Annotated in this window: 20 protein-coding genes; 8 read left to right on the plus strand and 12 right to left on the minus strand. The window is 62.4% G+C overall.

Going from position 1 to position 16,457, the window contains the following annotated elements; genetic code table 11:
* Positions 1 to 1,011 (minus strand): zinc-binding alcohol dehydrogenase family protein, encoded by a 1,011-nt coding sequence (locus tag ACQ4WY_RS20625; protein WP_436505813.1) that lies wholly within the window; start codon positions 1,009 to 1,011, stop codon positions 1 to 3.
* 339 nt (positions 1,012 to 1,350) lie between these two features.
* On the opposite strand from ACQ4WY_RS20625, the gene ACQ4WY_RS20630 reads away from it, so the two are divergent.
* Both ACQ4WY_RS20630 and ACQ4WY_RS20635 read left to right on the plus strand, forming a co-directional pair.
* The gene (locus ACQ4WY_RS20630; protein WP_436505650.1) at positions 1,351 to 2,382 is read left to right on the plus strand and encodes a MerR family transcriptional regulator; all 1,032 of its coding nucleotides are present in this window, start codon (positions 1,351 to 1,353) and stop codon (positions 2,380 to 2,382) included.
* Positions 2,383 to 2,451: 69 nt separating this feature from the next.
* Positions 2,452 to 3,543, plus strand: a complete 1,092-nt coding sequence (locus ACQ4WY_RS20635; protein ID WP_436505651.1) for a hypothetical protein — start codon at positions 2,452 to 2,454, stop codon at positions 3,541 to 3,543.
* Here ACQ4WY_RS20635 and ACQ4WY_RS20640 read toward each other — a convergent pair.
* Together ACQ4WY_RS20640 and ACQ4WY_RS20645 are read right to left on the minus strand one after the other, a co-directional pair.
* Complete coding sequence (locus ACQ4WY_RS20640) at positions 3,518 to 4,747, minus strand: D-amino acid dehydrogenase (RefSeq protein WP_436505652.1); 1,230 nt, start codon at positions 4,745 to 4,747, stop codon at positions 3,518 to 3,520. The genes ACQ4WY_RS20635 and ACQ4WY_RS20640 overlap by 26 nt on opposite strands.
* Positions 4,744 to 5,205: a winged helix-turn-helix transcriptional regulator gene (locus ACQ4WY_RS20645; RefSeq protein ID WP_436505653.1), complete on the minus strand. Its 462-nt coding sequence runs from the start codon at positions 5,203 to 5,205 to the stop codon at positions 4,744 to 4,746. Before ACQ4WY_RS20645 ends, ACQ4WY_RS20640 begins: the two co-directional genes overlap by 4 nt.
* 92 nt (positions 5,206 to 5,297) lie before the next feature.
* Between ACQ4WY_RS20645 and ACQ4WY_RS20650 the strand changes: the two genes are divergently transcribed.
* Positions 5,298 to 6,485 (plus strand): MFS transporter, encoded by a 1,188-nt coding sequence (locus tag ACQ4WY_RS20650; RefSeq protein ID WP_436505654.1) that lies wholly within the window; start codon positions 5,298 to 5,300, stop codon positions 6,483 to 6,485.
* Between the two features lie 4 nt (positions 6,486 to 6,489).
* Here the strand turns inward: ACQ4WY_RS20650 and ACQ4WY_RS20655 are convergent, their stop codons facing one another.
* From ACQ4WY_RS20655 to ACQ4WY_RS20670, 4 genes are all read right to left on the minus strand, one after another.
* Positions 6,490 to 7,185, minus strand: coding sequence for a Crp/Fnr family transcriptional regulator (locus ACQ4WY_RS20655; RefSeq protein WP_034759676.1), 696 nt, complete (start codon positions 7,183 to 7,185; stop codon positions 6,490 to 6,492).
* Positions 7,186 to 7,340: 155 nt separating this feature from the next.
* On the minus strand, positions 7,341 to 7,988 hold the full coding sequence (locus ACQ4WY_RS20660) for a response regulator (protein WP_353658537.1): 648 nt from the start codon (positions 7,986 to 7,988) through the stop codon (positions 7,341 to 7,343).
* A 38-nt stretch (positions 7,989 to 8,026) separates the two neighbouring features.
* A complete protein-coding gene (locus tag ACQ4WY_RS20665) occupies positions 8,027 to 9,259 on the minus strand; it encodes a GAF domain-containing sensor histidine kinase (protein WP_436505656.1) in 1,233 nt (410 codons plus the stop codon).
* A 64-nt stretch (positions 9,260 to 9,323) separates the two neighbouring features.
* Complete coding sequence (locus ACQ4WY_RS20670; RefSeq protein WP_353658539.1) at positions 9,324 to 9,905, minus strand: DJ-1/PfpI family protein; 582 nt, start codon at positions 9,903 to 9,905, stop codon at positions 9,324 to 9,326.
* Between the two features lie 195 nt (positions 9,906 to 10,100).
* On the opposite strand from ACQ4WY_RS20670, the gene ACQ4WY_RS20675 reads away from it, so the two are divergent.
* A complete protein-coding gene (locus ACQ4WY_RS20675; protein WP_436505657.1) occupies positions 10,101 to 10,430 on the plus strand; it encodes a hypothetical protein in 330 nt (109 codons plus the stop codon).
* 62 nt (positions 10,431 to 10,492) lie between these two features.
* The gene (locus ACQ4WY_RS20680; protein ID WP_353658541.1) at positions 10,493 to 10,792 is read left to right on the plus strand and encodes an antibiotic biosynthesis monooxygenase family protein; all 300 of its coding nucleotides are present in this window, start codon (positions 10,493 to 10,495) and stop codon (positions 10,790 to 10,792) included.
* Between the two features lie 16 nt (positions 10,793 to 10,808).
* Here the strand turns inward: ACQ4WY_RS20680 and pncB are convergent, their stop codons facing one another.
* The 3 genes from pncB to ACQ4WY_RS20695 all read right to left on the minus strand — a co-directional run bounded on the left by pncB (position 10,809) and on the right by ACQ4WY_RS20695 (position 13,311).
* Entirely contained in the window at positions 10,809 to 11,999 is a 1,191-nt protein-coding gene (pncB, locus tag ACQ4WY_RS20685) for a nicotinate phosphoribosyltransferase (RefSeq protein WP_436505658.1), read from the minus strand.
* A gap of 77 nt (positions 12,000 to 12,076) precedes the next feature.
* Complete coding sequence (locus ACQ4WY_RS20690; RefSeq protein ID WP_436505659.1) at positions 12,077 to 12,940, minus strand: cysteine hydrolase family protein; 864 nt, start codon at positions 12,938 to 12,940, stop codon at positions 12,077 to 12,079.
* A gap of 116 nt (positions 12,941 to 13,056) precedes the next feature.
* Positions 13,057 to 13,311: a hypothetical protein gene (locus ACQ4WY_RS20695; RefSeq protein WP_436505660.1), complete on the minus strand. Its 255-nt coding sequence runs from the start codon at positions 13,309 to 13,311 to the stop codon at positions 13,057 to 13,059.
* Positions 13,312 to 13,459: 148 nt separating this feature from the next.
* Here ACQ4WY_RS20695 and ACQ4WY_RS20700 point away from each other — a divergent pair, with 148 nt between their 5' ends.
* Entirely contained in the window at positions 13,460 to 13,759 is a 300-nt protein-coding gene (locus ACQ4WY_RS20700) for a hypothetical protein (RefSeq protein WP_353658545.1), read from the plus strand.
* A gap of 17 nt (positions 13,760 to 13,776) precedes the next feature.
* On the opposite strand, the gene ACQ4WY_RS20705 is transcribed toward ACQ4WY_RS20700, so the two are convergent.
* Positions 13,777 to 14,322 (minus strand): nuclear transport factor 2 family protein, encoded by a 546-nt coding sequence (locus tag ACQ4WY_RS20705; RefSeq protein WP_353658546.1) that lies wholly within the window; start codon positions 14,320 to 14,322, stop codon positions 13,777 to 13,779.
* A 112-nt stretch (positions 14,323 to 14,434) separates the two neighbouring features.
* A complete protein-coding gene (locus ACQ4WY_RS20710) occupies positions 14,435 to 15,040 on the minus strand; it encodes an FMN-dependent NADH-azoreductase (protein ID WP_436505661.1) in 606 nt (201 codons plus the stop codon).
* A 134-nt stretch (positions 15,041 to 15,174) separates the two neighbouring features.
* Between ACQ4WY_RS20710 and ACQ4WY_RS20715 the strand changes: the two genes are divergently transcribed.
* Both ACQ4WY_RS20715 and ACQ4WY_RS20720 read left to right on the plus strand, forming a co-directional pair.
* On the plus strand, positions 15,175 to 16,092 hold the full coding sequence (locus tag ACQ4WY_RS20715) for a LysR family transcriptional regulator (protein ID WP_436505663.1): 918 nt from the start codon (positions 15,175 to 15,177) through the stop codon (positions 16,090 to 16,092).
* A 136-nt stretch (positions 16,093 to 16,228) separates the two neighbouring features.
* Complete coding sequence (locus ACQ4WY_RS20720; RefSeq protein ID WP_034759733.1) at positions 16,229 to 16,456, plus strand: hypothetical protein; 228 nt, start codon at positions 16,229 to 16,231, stop codon at positions 16,454 to 16,456.
* Position 16,457 lies beyond the last annotated feature (1 nt).

The raw sequence follows: 16,457 nt of genomic DNA on the forward strand, positions 1-16,457 counted from the left end.
TCAGACCTCGACGATAGCCTTGATGACGCCCGCCTCGGGCTGCATCCAGCGATCGAGCACGCCGGTAAATTCGTCGAGCGTGGTGCGGTGGGTATTGAGCAGCGCGGTCGGCACCAATCCCGCCTTCATGGCCGCCACCACTTCCTCGAAATCGTCGACGGTGGCGTTACGGCTGCCCAGCAAGGTCGTTTCGCGCTTGTGGAACTCAGGGTCGGAAAAGGACAGGCGGTCGCGCACGATGGACACCAGCACATAGGATCCGCCGTGGGCGACGAAATCCAGGCCCCGCTCCATGGCGGCGATATTGCCGGTGGCGTCAAACACCACGTCAAAAAATTCGCCGCCGGTGGCACTCGACAACTGCTCCTTGTCGCCCTCGCCCAGCGCCACCGTGCGGGCGATGCCCAGCGCCTCTCGGCAGAACTGCAGGCGGTCGGCGCGGCCATCGAGCACCGTCACGTCGGCGCCTTTCAACGATGCGAACAGCATCACGGCCATGCCGATCGGACCGGCGCCCACCACCAGCACGCGCTTGGCCGCGTCGACCGCGCCGCGCTTGACGGCATGCGCGCCGATGGCGAGAAATTCGATCATGGCCGCGTCGTCGAGCGAGATGCCTTCCGTCTTGAAGACAAAGCGCTCGGGCAGCGCCAGGTATTCGGTCATGCCGCCGTCGCGGTGCACGCCCAGCACTTCGATGCGGGTGCAGCAGTTGGTCTTGCCCTGGCGGCAGGCCACGCAGCTGCCGCACGACAGGTAGGGCATCACATAGACCTGGTCGCCCACTGCCAGGCGCGAGCCGGCTGGCGCGCTGTCGATATGGCCGGACAATTCATGGCCCATCACGCGCGGGTAGCTGAGGAAAGGCTGGGTGCCGCGGAAGATATGCATGTCGGTGCCGCAGATGCCGACGCGGCGTATGCGCAGCAGCACTTCGCCTTCGCCGGGCACAGGCACGGGGCGCTGCTCCATGCGCAAACTGCCGGGCGTATCGCAAACGATACTTTTCATCATGGTCGTCTCTCTCGCCGACCGGGTCTTGCCGGTGGCATATTATATTTAACGTACAAACCAACTGTGAAAAAAATCCGTCTGCGCGGATTGTCTTTCCAGCCCTGCCAAGGGCGCATCTTGCTGCGCCGCACAACGATTATTCCGTCATGCTGCCTGGCCCGAACCCCCTTGTTTTGCTGAAGCCGTTATTCGGTTTTATAAATATACCGTACAAAAAAATGAAGGTCAACGGATTCTTTTGCCGGTTTTTTTGAGTCTTCTGCTACATTTCTGCTTGACCCTGACGTAAGGTCAGGCGCCATCGTGGTGGCACGCACTGAAGACAAGGAGAAGACGATGTTGTTGAAAATCGGTGAACTGGCCAGGCTCACGGGCCTGACCATCCGCACCCTGCACCATTACGACAGCATCGGCCTGCTCTCGCCCTCGGCGCGCACGCAAGCTGGCTACCGCCTGTACCAGCACGGCGACATGGACCGGCTGCACCGGATCATGGCGCTGCGCAAGTTCGGGCTGTCGCTGGCCGATATCGCCAACGCACTCGCCGGCCCGGATCTTCCTTTGCATTCCATCGTGGCGCAGCAGATCGCCATGCTGGAGCGCCAGATCGCGCAAGCTTCCACCTTGCGTGTACGCCTGTGCAGCTTGCAGGCGCAACTGGCACAGGGGAAGGCGCCGGAACTGGCCGAGTGGCTCACCACAATGGAGTTGATGACCATGTACGACAAATACTTTACCCCCGAAGAACTGCAGCAACTGCCGCTGCTGTCCGATGCGGCCGTGGAACAGGAATGGAAGGAACTGGTAGCGAGAGTGCGCGCCGTCAGAGACGCGGGCGCCGGCCCCGGCGATGACAAGGCGCAGGCGCTGGCCACGGAATGGATGGTCAAGCTGGTGCGCGACACAGGCGCCCACCCGGGCCTGTTCGCGCGCCTGAACGACATGCACACGCAGGAACCCTCCATGCAGGCCACCACCAGCATCGATGCGGACTTGATGCAGTTCATCATCGCCGCCTTCAATACCTCGCGCATCGCGCTGTATCGACCTTTCCTCAACGAACAGGAATATGCGCACCTGGCCGCCAATTACGGCAAGCGCTCGGGCGAGTGGCCGGCCCTGATCGCCGCCGTGCGCGCCGCCATCGATGCACGCACGCCGCCCACCGATCCGGCCGTGCTGCAACTGGCGCGGCAGTGGCTGGAACTGTTCCGCGCGTATGCGGGCACGGATCCAGCCACGCAGCTGAAATTCCGCCAGGCGCACCAGCAGGAACCGCGTTTGATGGAAGGCAGCTTTGTCGACGCCGCCATGCTGCAATACCTGAGCGCGGCGATGGCCGTGGTGGCGCAGGAAAAGCAAGCATAAAAGTTGACGTGCGGCACATCCAGGCGGTGGCCATGTAGAATCGGCCATCGCCATTTACCGGAAAACCCGATGCGCCGCTTCTTGTTTGTCTGTCTGACCCTGCCCGCCCTGAATCTGGCCATGGCGGCCGAGCCGCCCGTGCAAGGGGTGTGGCAGGGCACCCTGGGCAAGGCCAATATCGTGGCCTGCTTCAACCAGCCCAGCCCCACGCAAGGTGCTGACCGCAGCGGCAATTACTACTACACGCGCTACAAGACGCCCATCATGCTGGCCAAGCCCAACGGCAAGGTGCTGTGGCAGGAACTCGACGCCAAGGGTGACACGACGGGCACGTGGTCATTGCATGCGCCGCAGGGCGACAAGCTAAGTGACAAGCTCATCGGCAGCTGGACGGATCCGAAAAGCGGCAAGTCCCTGCCGCTGGCCTTGAGCCTGCTGGAAGCAGCGGGCGACCGCGACCATCCATCCTGTGCCAGCGACGCCTACAACCTGGCGCTGGAGGTATTTCCCAGCACCAAGGTGAGTAAACCGATTGCCTTCGAAGGCAAGCAATACCGCAACCTGCAAATCGGCGACACCATCACGGTGGAATTGATCGCGCCCGGCGACGGCGTGGCAAAAATCAACGCGCAGCTGCGCGCCGTGCTGGCCAAGAACAAAAAGGACCTGACCGACTTCTACGCCACGCGCCGCGAATATCTGGGGCGCAACGGTTTCACGACGGAAGACGAAGTGTATGCGGAGCCGACCTACTGGTCGCCGCGCTGGGTGACGGTCAAGTTTTACCGCTGGCCGGCCGGCTATGGCGCCAACGGCATCTCCATCAAGTTCCGCACCTGGGATGTAAAAACGGGCCAGGAAACGGATGTGTGGAACTGGTTCGGCGCCAGCGCCAGCGATGGCGACGACAAGGCCGAGTTGCCGGACCGCCTGCGGCAAGCCCTCTTCAAGAATGTGAAAATCGACGCCGAGTGCAAGGGCACGGATTACGACGGCCGTGGCCGCTTCCACCTGTCATTGAAACGGGAGGGCGTGTCCTTCTGGGAAGATTCCAACGGCAGCGGCTGCGAAAACGACTTCCTGCTGCCCTACAGCAAGGTCGGCCCCTTCCTCACCGTCAAGGGCCGCGCCGCGCTCAGCGATTTGTTGCCGAAGAACTAGCCACCGCCGTTTCCACCATCGCGGCCACCATCTCCGCCGTGGCGGCCGCCAGAGTCCAGCCTAGGTGGCCGTGGCCCGTGTTGTAGTACACGCCCGGGGCCTTGCCCGGCCCCACTTTCGGCAGCATGTCCGGCAGCATCGGGCGCAAGCCCGCCCACGGGATCACCTTGCGCGTATTGACGCCGGGAAAACACTGCTCCACCCACTGCAATAGCGGGCGGATACGGTCGGCGCGGATGTCGTGGTTGACGCCATTGAACTCGGCCGTGCCCGCCACTCTTAAACGGTCCTCGCCCAGGCGGCTGCTGACCAGCTTGGTGGCGTCGTCAAGCAGGCTGACGGACGGCGCCGCCACGCGGCTGGCTCCATCATCGAGCTGCACCGTAATCGAATAACCTTTCACGGGATACACGTTCACATGGTCGCCCAGCATTGCCGCCATGGCGCGGCTGACCGTACCCGCGCAGATGACGACGGCGTCGAACAAGATGCTGTCCTGCCCTGTTGTGACGCGCACCTTGCCATCCTCGCGCGCCAGCGCGGTGACTTCCTGACCAAAGCGGCACGCCACGCCCAGCCGGACGCAGGCGTCAGCCAGGCCGCTGGTGAATTTGTGGATGTCGCCCGTGGAATCGCTGTCCGTGTAGTAGCCGCCGTAAAAGTCGCCAGCCAGGGCCGGTTCGATGGCGCGCATTTCCGCAAGCGTGACGGCGCGCCGCTGCAAGCCGCCCTGCGCCAGCAGGCGCGAGACGCCGGCCGCCCGCTCGAAGCCGGCCTTGTCACGATAAACGTGCAGGATGCCGGCGCGGCGGTGATCGAAGTCGATATTTTCTTCTTGCGCCCAGGCAAACAAATGTTCGCGCGCGGCGATCGCCATGCGCGCGGTGGCGATGGTGTTGCGCTCGTAGCCGGGCATGGCGGCAAGAAACTCGGCAAACCAGCTCAGCTTGTGCCAGCTGGGCCAGGGATGGAGCAGCAGCGGCGCATCGCGCCGCGCCATCCATTTCAGGGCGTTCCATATTGTTGCCTTGTGATTCCACACTTCCGCGTGCGAGGCCGACAATTGCCCGCCATTCGCGTATGACGTTTCCATGGCCGCGTAGCGGTGGCGCTCGATCAAGGTCACGTCCACGCCCCGTTTCGCCAGCGCATACGCCGTCGTCACGCCGGTAATCCCTCCGCCCAGCACGGCCACGCGCTTCATGTCTCAGCTTTCTGCGACACCTTCTGCACGACGGTATCGCCCGCCTGCAACACGCGGCCGTCTGGCGCCAGCACGTCCATGCGGCGCACGGGCAAGCCTGAACCGCGCTGCAGCAAGGTGGAATGCGCCTCGCCCGCCTCGAACAATTGCGCTTCGCTCCACTGGCGCAAGCCCACCACGACGGGAAACAGCGCCAGCCCCTTGGCCGTCAGCACGTATTCCTGGTACGCCGTACCGTCCGAGGCGGGGGCGACCGTAAAGATGCCCTCTTCCACCAAAGTGTGCAGGCGGTCGGCCAGGATGTTCTTCGCCACGCCCAGGCTTTTCTGGAACTCCCCAAACCTGCGCATGCCGTCGAAGGCGTCGCGCACGATCAGCAGCGACCAGCGCTCGCCGATCACGTCGAGCGCGCGCGCCACGGGACAGGGGTCGGTTTTCAGGCTCTTGCGCTTGGCCACAGGCATTCTCCAGGATTGACTGGTTGCATTTTAAAACTTCTCGGCGTAGACTCCAACTGGTTTTAATTTGAAACCACTTAATTGTAAACTCTATGCGCGACTCGAACCCACCCATCACGACAGCACTTCCCCCCACCCTCGTCTGGCTGTTTGCTACGGCGGCCGGCCTCAGCGTGGCCAATGTGTATTACGCCCAGCCCTTGCTGGCTACCCTGGCGCACGAATTCGGCATGACGGAGGCCGCCAGCGGCATGGTCATCACGGCCACGCAGCTCGGCTGCGCGCTGGCCCTGCTGCTGTTGGTTCCCCTGGGAGACATGCTGAACCGGCGCCGATTGATCCTGTTCCAGCTGGGCTTGCTCGCCATCTCCCTGGCGGCGCTGGGCTGCGCACGTTCCACGGCCGCCTTGCTGGGTGGCATGCTGCTGGTAGGCTTGCTGGGCACGGCCATGACGCAGGGCCTGATCGCCTATGCGGCCAGCGCGGCGGCCAGCCACGAGCGGGGCCGCGTGGTCGGCATGGCGCAGGGCGGCGTGGTGATCGGCTTGCTGCTGGCGCGCACCCTGTCCGGCGTAGTGGCCGATATCGCCGACTGGCGCGCCGTGTATTTTGTTTCAGCAGCCATCGCCTGCGCCCTGCTGCTGCTGTGGCGCAAGCTGCCACCACCAGTGCTGCCTGGCAAGAAGATGGCGTATGGCGCCCTGCTCGCCTCGATGCTAGACATGCTGTTGCACAACAAGGTGCTGCGCGTACGGGGCATGCTGGCGCTGCTGATGTTTGCCGTCTTCAATATTTTCTGGAGCGCCCTGGTGCTGCCCTTGACGGCGCAAGGCTATAGCCATGCGGCCATCGGCGCATTTGGCCTGGTCGGCGTGATCGGGGCGCTGGGCGCGGCGCGGGCCGGGGCACTGGCCGACAGCGGACGCGCGCAATGGACGACGGGCGCGGCCCTGTTGCTGCTGCTGGCTGCGTGGCTGCCACTGAGCATTGCGGGCACAGCCCTGTGGCCCTTGATCGTCGGCATCATCGCGCTGGACCTGGCGGGCCAGGCCATCCACGTGACCAATCAAAGCCTGATCTTCAAGCAGGACAGCGACGCGCACAGCCGCCTGGTGGCGTGCTACATGCTGTTTTATGCGGTGGGGAGCGGACTCGGTGCGATTGCCGCCACCAGCGTGTATGCGCTGGCGGGCTGGCATGGGGTATGCGCGCTGGGCGCGGCGGTCAGCTTGCTCGCCCTGCTGTTCTGGCGGCTGACCTTGCCTGCTGAAAAAGCTTAGATGCTTAATTCAGCATGGCCGTGGCAGAACCATGGCGATAGGTTTTCAAGGCATCGGGCTGGATCTGGATCAGCGAACCGCTGACTTTAATCAAATGCAAGTCCGTCAGCTGGTGCAGCACGCGCGACAGGGTGGCGGGCGCCAGGTTCAGGAACGATGCCAGCAAACTTTTCTTCAAGTCCAGCTTGACCTCGTTCGAACGCTGCTGGTCCGACGCCTGCAACAGGTACTCGACCACGCGCTGGGTGGCGTTCTGCACGGAGCAACGCTCCACGTTGCGGATGAAACCCATCAGGTGGTGCGACAGGCTGTTCATCATCTGGCGCGCGATACGCGGCGACTGGTCCAGCAGGCGCAGCAGCGCGTGCGGCGGGATGCGCAGCAGCAGGCAGTGCTCAAGCGCTTCGGCGCAGAACGGGTACGGTTCATCGAGGAAAATCATGGCTTCGCCGAAACTCTGGCCCGGGCGGATCAGTTCCAGTACCTTGTCCGTACCTTCCATGGAAAACACGCTCAGCTTGACGAGGCCGAAGACCACGACGTAGGCGCCTTCCGCCACTTCGCCCTTGCGGAACAGCACTTTGCCTTTTTCCACTTCGACGCGCACGACATCCTGGCGCAATTGTTCTAATTGCGAAGGGGAAATATGGCGGAACAGAGCCTGGCTCGATAGCAAGCCATCGACGTTGACCTTATGCATGACACTCTCTTATTAGATTAGCGAATGACTAAGAGTGTAATGCGCAGGCACGGTCAAGGCCATACGTCAAAGGAACTAGGGTTGTCTAGGCCGGAACGCCATGCAGATCAAACAATCGCGCATTCCTTGCGCACTATTTGGACTTTGTTTGATCTTTATTTGCTTAACTCACGCTCGACTGCATATACGGCGATCTGCACGCGGCTGCTGAGCTTAAGCTTTTTGAGGATGTTTTGCACGTGGATTTTCACCGTGCTTTCGGCCACGTCCAGCTGGCGCGCGATTTCCTTGTTGCTCAGTCCTTGCGCCAGACACGCCATGGCTTCGCGTTCGCGCGGCGTCAGTTTGTCATAGTCGGCCTGGGGCGCGTTCTGCCCCGCGCGGAACTGCGACACGAGCTTGGCCGTCATGGCATCGGCAATCACCGATTCGCCGGCGGCGGCGCGGCAAATGGCCTGGCCCAGCTGCTCGGCCTCGATATTTTTCAGCAGGTAGCCGCGTGCGCCCGCGCGCAGGGCCGCGCCCAGGTCGGCCGCGTTTTCCGACACGGTCAGCATCAGCACCACCATCTGCGGCAGGTCCTGCAAGATCAGCTGCAGCGCCTCGACGCCGGTCACGCCTGGCATGTTCAAGTCCATCAGCACCACGTCGGGCTGCAATTCGGCCGTCAGGCGCACGCCGTCCAGTCCGTTCGATGCCTCGCCCACCACCTGGAATTGAGGATTGCGCTGCAGCAGCAGCTTGACGCCGCTGCGCAGCAAGGTGTGGTCGTCGACCAGCAGGATTTTGATTGGTGCGTTCACTTGTTTGTTTCTTCTACCTGATAAATAAGGGTCATCGCTTACGCCGCCTGGCGCCGCGCTGCCGGCAAGGCCAGCGAGATCGTCGTGCCGCCGCCGGGCGTGCTGTCGATGGCAAATTGCGCACCGAGCCGCTCGGCTCTTTCCTGCATGATACGCAAGCCGATCTGCAATTCCGTTTTCTTGTCGCGCAGGTTGGCGGCAAAGCCTTCGCCATCGTCGCGCACCTGCAGCGCAAAATCGCGCCCGTTTTCCACGCGCAGCGCCACGTTGCTGGCCTGCGCATGCTTGCGGATATTCGACAGCGCCTCCTGCACGATGAACAGGATCTGCAACTGCTGCTCGGGCGCCAGCGGCGCGCCATTGCCGCTCATGTCCAGGGTGCCGACGACGCCCGTCTGCAGCTCGAACTTCGCCAGCACTTCCGACAGTTTGCTTTCGAGGTCGCTGCCATGCCAGCGCGTACGAAAATTGACCAGCAATTCGCGCACGTCCTGGTAGCTTTGTTCGACGCCCATGCGCATCAGCGGCAACACTTCGGCCGCTTCGTCAAGCTGGCCCCGGCGCACGGAATCGTCGAGCATCTGCACTTGCAGGCTGATGAAATTGAGGCTTTGCGCGATGCTGTCATGCAAGCCTTCGGCCAGCAGGCTGCGTTCGCGCGCCACGGCGAATTCCTTTTCGCGCGCGATCAGGCGCTGGTTTTCGATGGCGATACCCAGGCTCTGGCCCAAGGTCTCCAGCCAGCCCTGCTGCTGCCCATGCACGGCTTGCGGGCGCGCAAAGTGCAGCGAAAAACTGCCCACCACCTGCTCGCGCGCGAGGATGGGAAAGACGGCGATGGCGATAAACCCTTCGTCCTGGCAACGGTAGCGCTGCAGCGCATCGACCTGGCGGAAATCGCGGATCTGGATCACGCCCTGCGCCACGGCCGCGCCGCACAGGCAATCGTTGTTGCGGATGCAGTGTTCCTCTTCCACCATGGCGTCGGAAATGCCTTCGTGCACGATGATGTGCACGGTGTCTTGTTGCGGATCGAGGATGCGCACGGTGCCGCCTTCAGCTTGCGCGAACTGCATCACGTGGCGCAAGAAGCCGCGGCACAGCGCATCGATGGCGTGCTGTCCCGCCAGCAAGGTGGAAATCTCGTGCAAGGTGGCCAGCTGGCGTTCCTGCGCGGCGCTCAGGCCCGATTCGGCTTGCGCCAGGCGGCGCTGGCGCCAGCGCGACGCTGGAAGTTGTTTGCGGGAAGGTTGACTGCGCGGCGCATGCATGAAGAACTCGAATCTGAAAAGTAATGCGCCCGGCAAACGCAGCGGCCTGCCGGGCTGGTAAAGGTTACAAATGGATCTCGGTACCCAGTAGCTTGACGAACTGCGCCAGCCACGCCGGATGCGCGGGCCAGGCGGGCGCAGTGACGAACTGGCCATCCGTGACAGCGTCCGTGACGGCGATGTCGGCATACGTGCCGCCCGCCAGTTTCACTTCCGGCGCACAGGCTGGATAGGCGGAAATGCGCTTGCCGCGGATGACGTCGGCGGCGGCCAGCAATTGCGCGCCGTGGCAGACGGCCGCGACAGGCTTGCCAGCCTCGGCGAAATGGCGCACGGCGGCGATGACTTTGTCGTTCAGGCGCAGGTATTCGGGAGCGCGGCCGCCGGCGATCATCACGGCGTCATAATCGGCCGGATCGATCTCGTCAAAGCTGGCGTTCAGCGTGAACAAATGGCCCGGCTTTTCCGTGTAGGTCTGGTCGCCCTCGAAATCGTGGATGGCCGTCTTGATCGTCTGGCCGCTTTTTTTGCCAGGACAAACGGCATGCACGGTATGGCCCAGCATCAGCAGGGCTTGAAACGGCACCATCGTTTCATAATCTTCTGCAAAATCGCCGGTCAAAAACAGAATTTTCTTCGCTGCCATTTAGTTCTCCTATGAAAGATTGATCCCGCATCCCTGCCTGCAGAATGCACCGCAAGGCGTATCTTAGCGCGACTTGGCAGCCATACTGGATATTTATCAAACTTTTGCGCCTTGATCGAGGATTTTACAGGCTGAGACAGAATTATTTACAGGCTGGCAGGTCAAACTCGGACACCCCTACTGGAAAGCCTGGCCATGAACACCGCCACCAGCCCCCTTCTTTCGCCTGCCCTGATCCGTATCTTCGACCATTTTGCCGATGCCCAGCAGGCCCGCAGCGCCCTGCTCGACGATGGCTTCCCCGCGCACGCCGTACAGCTGGACACGGTCGATGACGAAGCCGTCCCCTTGCTGGGCAAGGCCGCATGGCGCGGCATGTTCCGCCTCGTCGTGGCCATCAGCAATCCGCAGGAACGGGAACGGGCGCACGCCATCGTGCAGGCCTGCAATGGCTGCGATATCGAACAGCGCACGGCCAGCCATGCGGGCGGCCAGCGCACAGGCGCGCACGCGCTCGCAGGCTGACACCCTCCCCCGGCCAAATTATGGCAAGATCAGCGTTCCTTCATTCCACAGTGGAACTTGCCATGATTTTTGAAATTGCCCACATCCAGATCAAATCGGCCACGCACGCTGCTTTCGAAGCGGCCGTGACGAAAGCCATCCCCCTGTTCCAGCGCGCGCGCGGCTGCGAGTCGATGCGCCTGGAGCGCTCGATCGAAAACGGCGATGCCTATCGCCTGGTGGTGGGCTGGACGACCCTGGAAGACCATACCGTGCATTTCCGCGGCAGCGACGATTTCCAGGCATGGCGCGGTCTCGTCGGCGAATTCTTTGCCGCACCGCCCCAGGTCGAGCACATGAACACGGTGGTCGCAGGCTTCTAGACCGGCAATCAAGCGCCTACACGGCAGGATGGTGAAACACCTGCCGCAAGTACGCAAGGAAGGTTTCATCCTTGCACAGGGTCTTGCCCGGCGAATCCGATAACTTCGCCACGGACTGGCCATTGCAGCGTACCAGTTTCATGACGATGTTGAGCGGCGTCAAACCGACGTCGTTGGTGAGATTGGTGCCGATGCCAAAGCCCGTCATGATGCGGTCTGCGAAGTGCTGGTACAGGGCGAACGCCTTGTCCAGGTCCAGGCCGTCGGAAAACACGAGGCGCTTGGTATTGGCGTCGATGCGCAGAGCCGCGTAGTGGGCCAGCGCCTTCTCTCCCCATTCGACAGGGTCGCCCGAATCGTGGCGCAAGCCGTCGAACAGCTTGGCGAAATACAGGTCGAAGTCGGCCAGGAAAGCATCCATGCCCACCACGTCCGTCAGGGCAATGCCCAGGTCGCCACGGTATTCCTGCACCCAGTCTTCCAGTGCCGCCTTTTGAAAGTCGCGCAAGCGCACGCCGAAGGACTGGAACGACTGCATGTATTCATGCGCCATGGTGCCGATCGGCACGATGCCCAGCTTTTTCGCCAGGTACACATTCGACGTGCCTTTAAAATACTCGGGCACGTCGCGCGCCAGGCGCTGCACCACCTCGTCATGCCAGGCGCCGGAAAAACGCCGGCGCACGCCGAAATCGGAAAACTCGAACGGATGCTTGCGCCGCGGCAGCTTGCCGAATTCCTTGACGGCCGCCACTTTCAAGCTCAGGCGATGGCGCCCTTCGCGCATGGCGGCATCGAGGTCGAAACGGCGGAAATACAGTTCGTTGATGATGTACAGCACGAAAATCTCGAAACCCATCACATGCACTTGCGGCCCGGCCGCGTGCACGAGCAAGGTGTCACCATCCGTGCTGACCTCGATGAATTTGCGCTGGAAGCGGAAGACCGTCAAGAAGTCGACGAAATCGCTCTTCATGAAACGCAGGGTGCGCAAATAGGCCAGCTCGTCGTCGGCAAACGACATCGAGCACAAATGGTCGAGCTGCTCTTCCAGTTCGCCCTTCAGTTCGGCCAGGGGAAAGGCCGTCGCGTTGCGGCAGACAAATTCGTATTCGGTATGGGTATTCGGATGACCGTGCAGCAATGCTTGCCACATTGTAAATTTATACAGATCGGTTTCCAGCAAACTGCGCACTATCGGGGTCATGTGTGTTTTCTCCAACTTCCTGAAGCCAGAATAGTACGCCACCGCAAGCATTTCAGCAGGGCACGATTAATAATGGCTCAGGCAACCGCGTTGGCCAATAATTCGGGCAAGACGTCGGCGGACGTGGCCAGCCGCGCGCCGCGCTCGTGCATGGCGGCCAGGAAGTCGCGCTGCTGCGCTGCAAAGCCCGTGACGGGGCTCATGCAGTCTGTCAGCAAGACCAGGCGCGACAGCGCCGGCTTGCCATGCTGCGCTTCCAGGTAGTCGGCAATGTGCTCCGTACTGGCTTTCACGCAATGGCTGCCCGCTTCACCGCTGACATAAATCTGCTGCGCCGGCAGCAGGGTGGCGAGGAAATCCAGGTTGCGCTGGGTAGCCGCATCCTGTGCATCGGGCACTTCCGCCATGACGGCCGAGTAATGCTCGGTCCACGGGTTGGAACCCTTGCTCAGCTTGGCGACCACTTGCAGCTGATCCACTTCCCAGGCGTTGTAGGCGGCGCGCACGGCCGCATGGATATTCTGGCCCCAGCTGCCGATCTCGCAATGCACGGGCCACACCATCAATTGGTAGCGTCCCGCTTGTTGCAAGGCATCGAGGTAAGCCAGCGCGCGCGGCAAGGCGCCGCTGGCGGCGGGCAGGAACAGGCAGTCGCGCACCTGCTGCGCGCTGATCTGGGTGAACGGCGCGACGGGACCGCCATCGCCCGTGCGCCAGAAGGCGGGGTGGGCGATATCGTAGCGGTGGTGGGCATCAAGCGTCACGCTGATCTGCGTCAAACCACTGCCCCCTTCACGGATCAGCTGCGCCACCCGCAGCATGTCGGCGTGGGCGCCCGGCACGGGCAGGGCCGGTGCGGCATCTGGCGGCAGCCAGGTGGCGGGCAAGTCGCAAAAATCGTTTTGCGGGTCGATGACGAGCAGGTGCAGCTGGCGTTTCATGGCGGTCCTCGTGCGTGGCGGGAAGTTGCATGATAATGGCAACATCGCCATCACGCCAATCCAGGGGCCGCCATGCACCTTGCAAGTAGCAATAACTTGCGTCTGAACAAGCCAGGTCAGGGGTGGAAGACATAACGGCGCTGGCGCCGCTCGACCAGCTTGACGGCTACCTCACCCGCTTCCGCCATGGCGTCCGCTTCCGTTGTAAACTGGTGATCAGCCGACACCCGGCGCTTGTGCACCAGATTCACCCGATGCATGGGGTTGGGCGACGGGGCATAGATGGCGACGTAGGCGCCCCATAGCTTGCAGCCCCGCAAGCGCTCTGCCGTGTAATTTACTTCATAAAAATCAACATACTTTATCGGCACGATGTGCGCTCCAAAAATGACATGGCCGGACAGCTTGTCTCTACGGACTGACGCGGTAAAAAGGGTGAAACCATGCGCTCGCGATTGCTGGTGATACTCAATTCAGCTTTTATCATGCGTTTTTATAACGCGGCACAGGAGAAAAGGGATGAACGACTACATCATCTTCATGCATGACGACACGGAAACACCAATGGACGTCGCCACCTCCGCCTGGGAAGACTACTTCGCCATGCTCAGGGCCAGTGGCCGCTTCTGCGGCGGCAGCTCCATCGGGCCTGGCATCTGCGTGCACCGCTCAGGCCAGGCCAGACCGGTCACGCCACACTTGTCAGGCTATCTACGTGTGCAAGCTGAAAGTATAGACGATGCAAAAAAATTGTTAATCGGAAACCCCGTACTGAACGCAGGGGGTACGGTGGAAATTCGCGCACTGCCGCGCGACTGACGCGGCCTGGCTCGCAGCTACTTCCCCGCCTCGGCGGCGGGATGCATGGACCAGACGACGCTGAGGATTTTCCATTCACCATCGCGCTTGACCATTTGCCACGCTTCCACGCCATAGTTGGACAATTTGTCGCCGACGAGGAATTCATAGTCGAAGTTGACCCACGCCACATGGCGATCCTGGGTGATCTTGACGTTGTAGAATTTTTCTTCCGTGCGCTGCGGTTCGCGCTTGATGAAGTTGGCGAAACCGACATAGCCGGCCGCCCCGACGCCGTCGAAGTGGACGTCCGTCGTATCGCGCATTTTCTTGATGAAACCGTCGTCGGCCGGCGAGGCGAACAGGATGTTTGTGTGCAGCATCAGCGACGACAGCAGCTTGACATCCTTGGCGATCAGGGCCGCCTGGAAGTCGGCGACGACTTTTTCGATGGCGCGGATATCGTCGGGCGTGGAGGCGTGGCGAGCCACGTGGGGTGGCGCAGGTGGCGCAGTCTGCGCCAGCGCCGTGCCTGCTGAAAGCAGGGTACATCCGAACAGTACTGCGCTTGCCAACTTGTGCATGAGGGACCTTCATGGCGAACCGCTCGCCGGCCTGGCACGGGACGTGCCGCCGGCAAGCTTATGTCAACCATAGCAGATTGGCAATCCCTCTTTCGAACTAGATGACAGCAACTCAGGCCGCCAGGGCCTCGATCGACGCGCGGCCCTTGGCGATCGCGCTGGCGACGGCGTCCTCGCCCATGGCCACGCCTTCGGCTTGCACGAACTCGATGTCGGTAATGCCGATGAAGCCCAGCGCCGTGCGCAGATAGGTGCTCAGGTAATCATACGCGGCGCCCGGGCCTTCGCTGTAGACGCCGCCGCTGGCCGTGAAAATAAGCGCTTTCTTGCCCGTGGCCAGGCCGACCGGGCCCGTGGCCGTGTACTGGAAAGTGCGGCCGGCGCGCGCCACGTGATCGATCCACGCCTTCAGGGTCGAGGGCACGGAAAAATTGTACATGGGCGCGGCCAGCACCAGCACGTCGGCGGCCAGCAATTCATCGACCAGGGTATCGGACAATTGCACGGCCGCTGCCGCCTGCGCGCTGCGCTGTTCGGCCGGCGTGAAGAAGGCGCCCATCACCTCTTCCGTCAAGTGTGGCACGGGCTGCAAGGCCAGGTCGCGTTCCACCACGCTGGCGCCTTGCGCGGCCAGTTTCGCGACGAATTCGCCGGACAACTGGCGCGACAGAGAACCGCTGTTGCGCACGCTGCTATTGATATACAAGACCTTGCTCATGGAATGCTCCTGTGAAAACGGGTGACGGGAATGGCCGCATCGCAGCCCTTGCACACAGCATAGTTCGGGTATACCATCGAGAAAACCGTGTAAATATAAATGATTAGCATCGAATTTTTAGATATGGAGTTGCCATGAGAGAACCGGGCCAGCCTTCGCTCGACCAGTTGCGCGTGTTCGTCGCCGTCATCGACGCAGGCGGCTTCGCCCACGCGGCGCGCCAGCTGCACCGCACCCAGTCGGTGATCAGCTACACCATCGCCAACCTGGAAGAACAACTGAATGTGGTGCTGCTCGACCGCGGCAAGCGCAAGCCCACCCTGACGGATGCGGGCAAGGCCCTGCTGGCCGATGCGCGCGCCGTGGCCCTGAAGGTGGATGGCATGCGCGCGCGCGCCAAGGCGCTGGCCGGCGGGCTGGAGGCGGAAGTGTCGGTGGTGGTCGACGTGATGTTCCCCACCTGCGTACTGGTCCGCGTATTAGAAGCGTTCCAGGCGCAGTTCCCCACCGTCGCCCTGCGCCTGCGCATCGAAGCCATGGGCGCCGTGGCGCAGCTGGTGATGGATGGTAGCTGCCACATCGGCCTCGGTGGCTGGATGACGGCCACGGCCAGCGTCTTCGAGCGCCTGGCCGTCGGTCATGTGCGCCTGATTCCCGTGGCCGCGCCCAGCCACGCGCTGGCGCAGCTGGAAGGGCCGATCGCCTCCAACGTGGCGCGCGAACACGTGCAGCTGGTGCTCAGCGACCGCAGCGTGCTGACGGAGGGCCAGGATTTCGGCGTGCTGGGATTGCGCAACTGGCGCCTGGGCGACCTGGGCTCCAAGCACGCCTTGCTGCGGGCGGGCCTGGGCTGGGGCAACATGCCCGAAGCGATGGTGCGCGACGACCTGGCAGAAGGCCGCCTGGTGCACCTGCCGCTGGCCGTCGACAATGGCGAGAATTACCCGATTTACCTGATCCAGCGCGCCGACACGCCGCCGGGCCAGGCGGGCAAGTGGCTCACTGAGCGCTTTGCGGAGCAGCTGCCGTTGCTGCCAGAAGCGGGGTTCTAGATAACTCAGCGTGAAGGTATGATAGTGACCCGCAGCGGAAGTCTGGGGTCAGACCCTCAACACCGCTAACGCAAGGCTCAGTGCCAACGTGTCCGGGGGTCTGCCCCCGGCCGTCATTTAATAAGAAGGAACCACCATGGCCGGCATCGACGACTTCGTCAACAAACAAAAACCTGGCGCACGCTTCGTCATCACGGCGCAGATGCTGCGCATGACACCGCAGCAATTCGACTCGCTGGCGCAGGAATGGATGGAAGACGGCGGCCCCGGCTTCGACGTGGCCGGCATTCCGCACCGGGTCGTCGTCGATGGGCAATTCTACATTGGCCGGATCACCGTGCAGCGGCACGGCGATCCGGCCTAAG

Origin of the sequence: Janthinobacterium salmonicoloratum (genome assembly GCF_051380845.1) — a bacterium.
Classification (GTDB): Bacteria; Pseudomonadota; Gammaproteobacteria; order Burkholderiales; family Burkholderiaceae_D; genus Janthinobacterium; species Janthinobacterium lividum_F.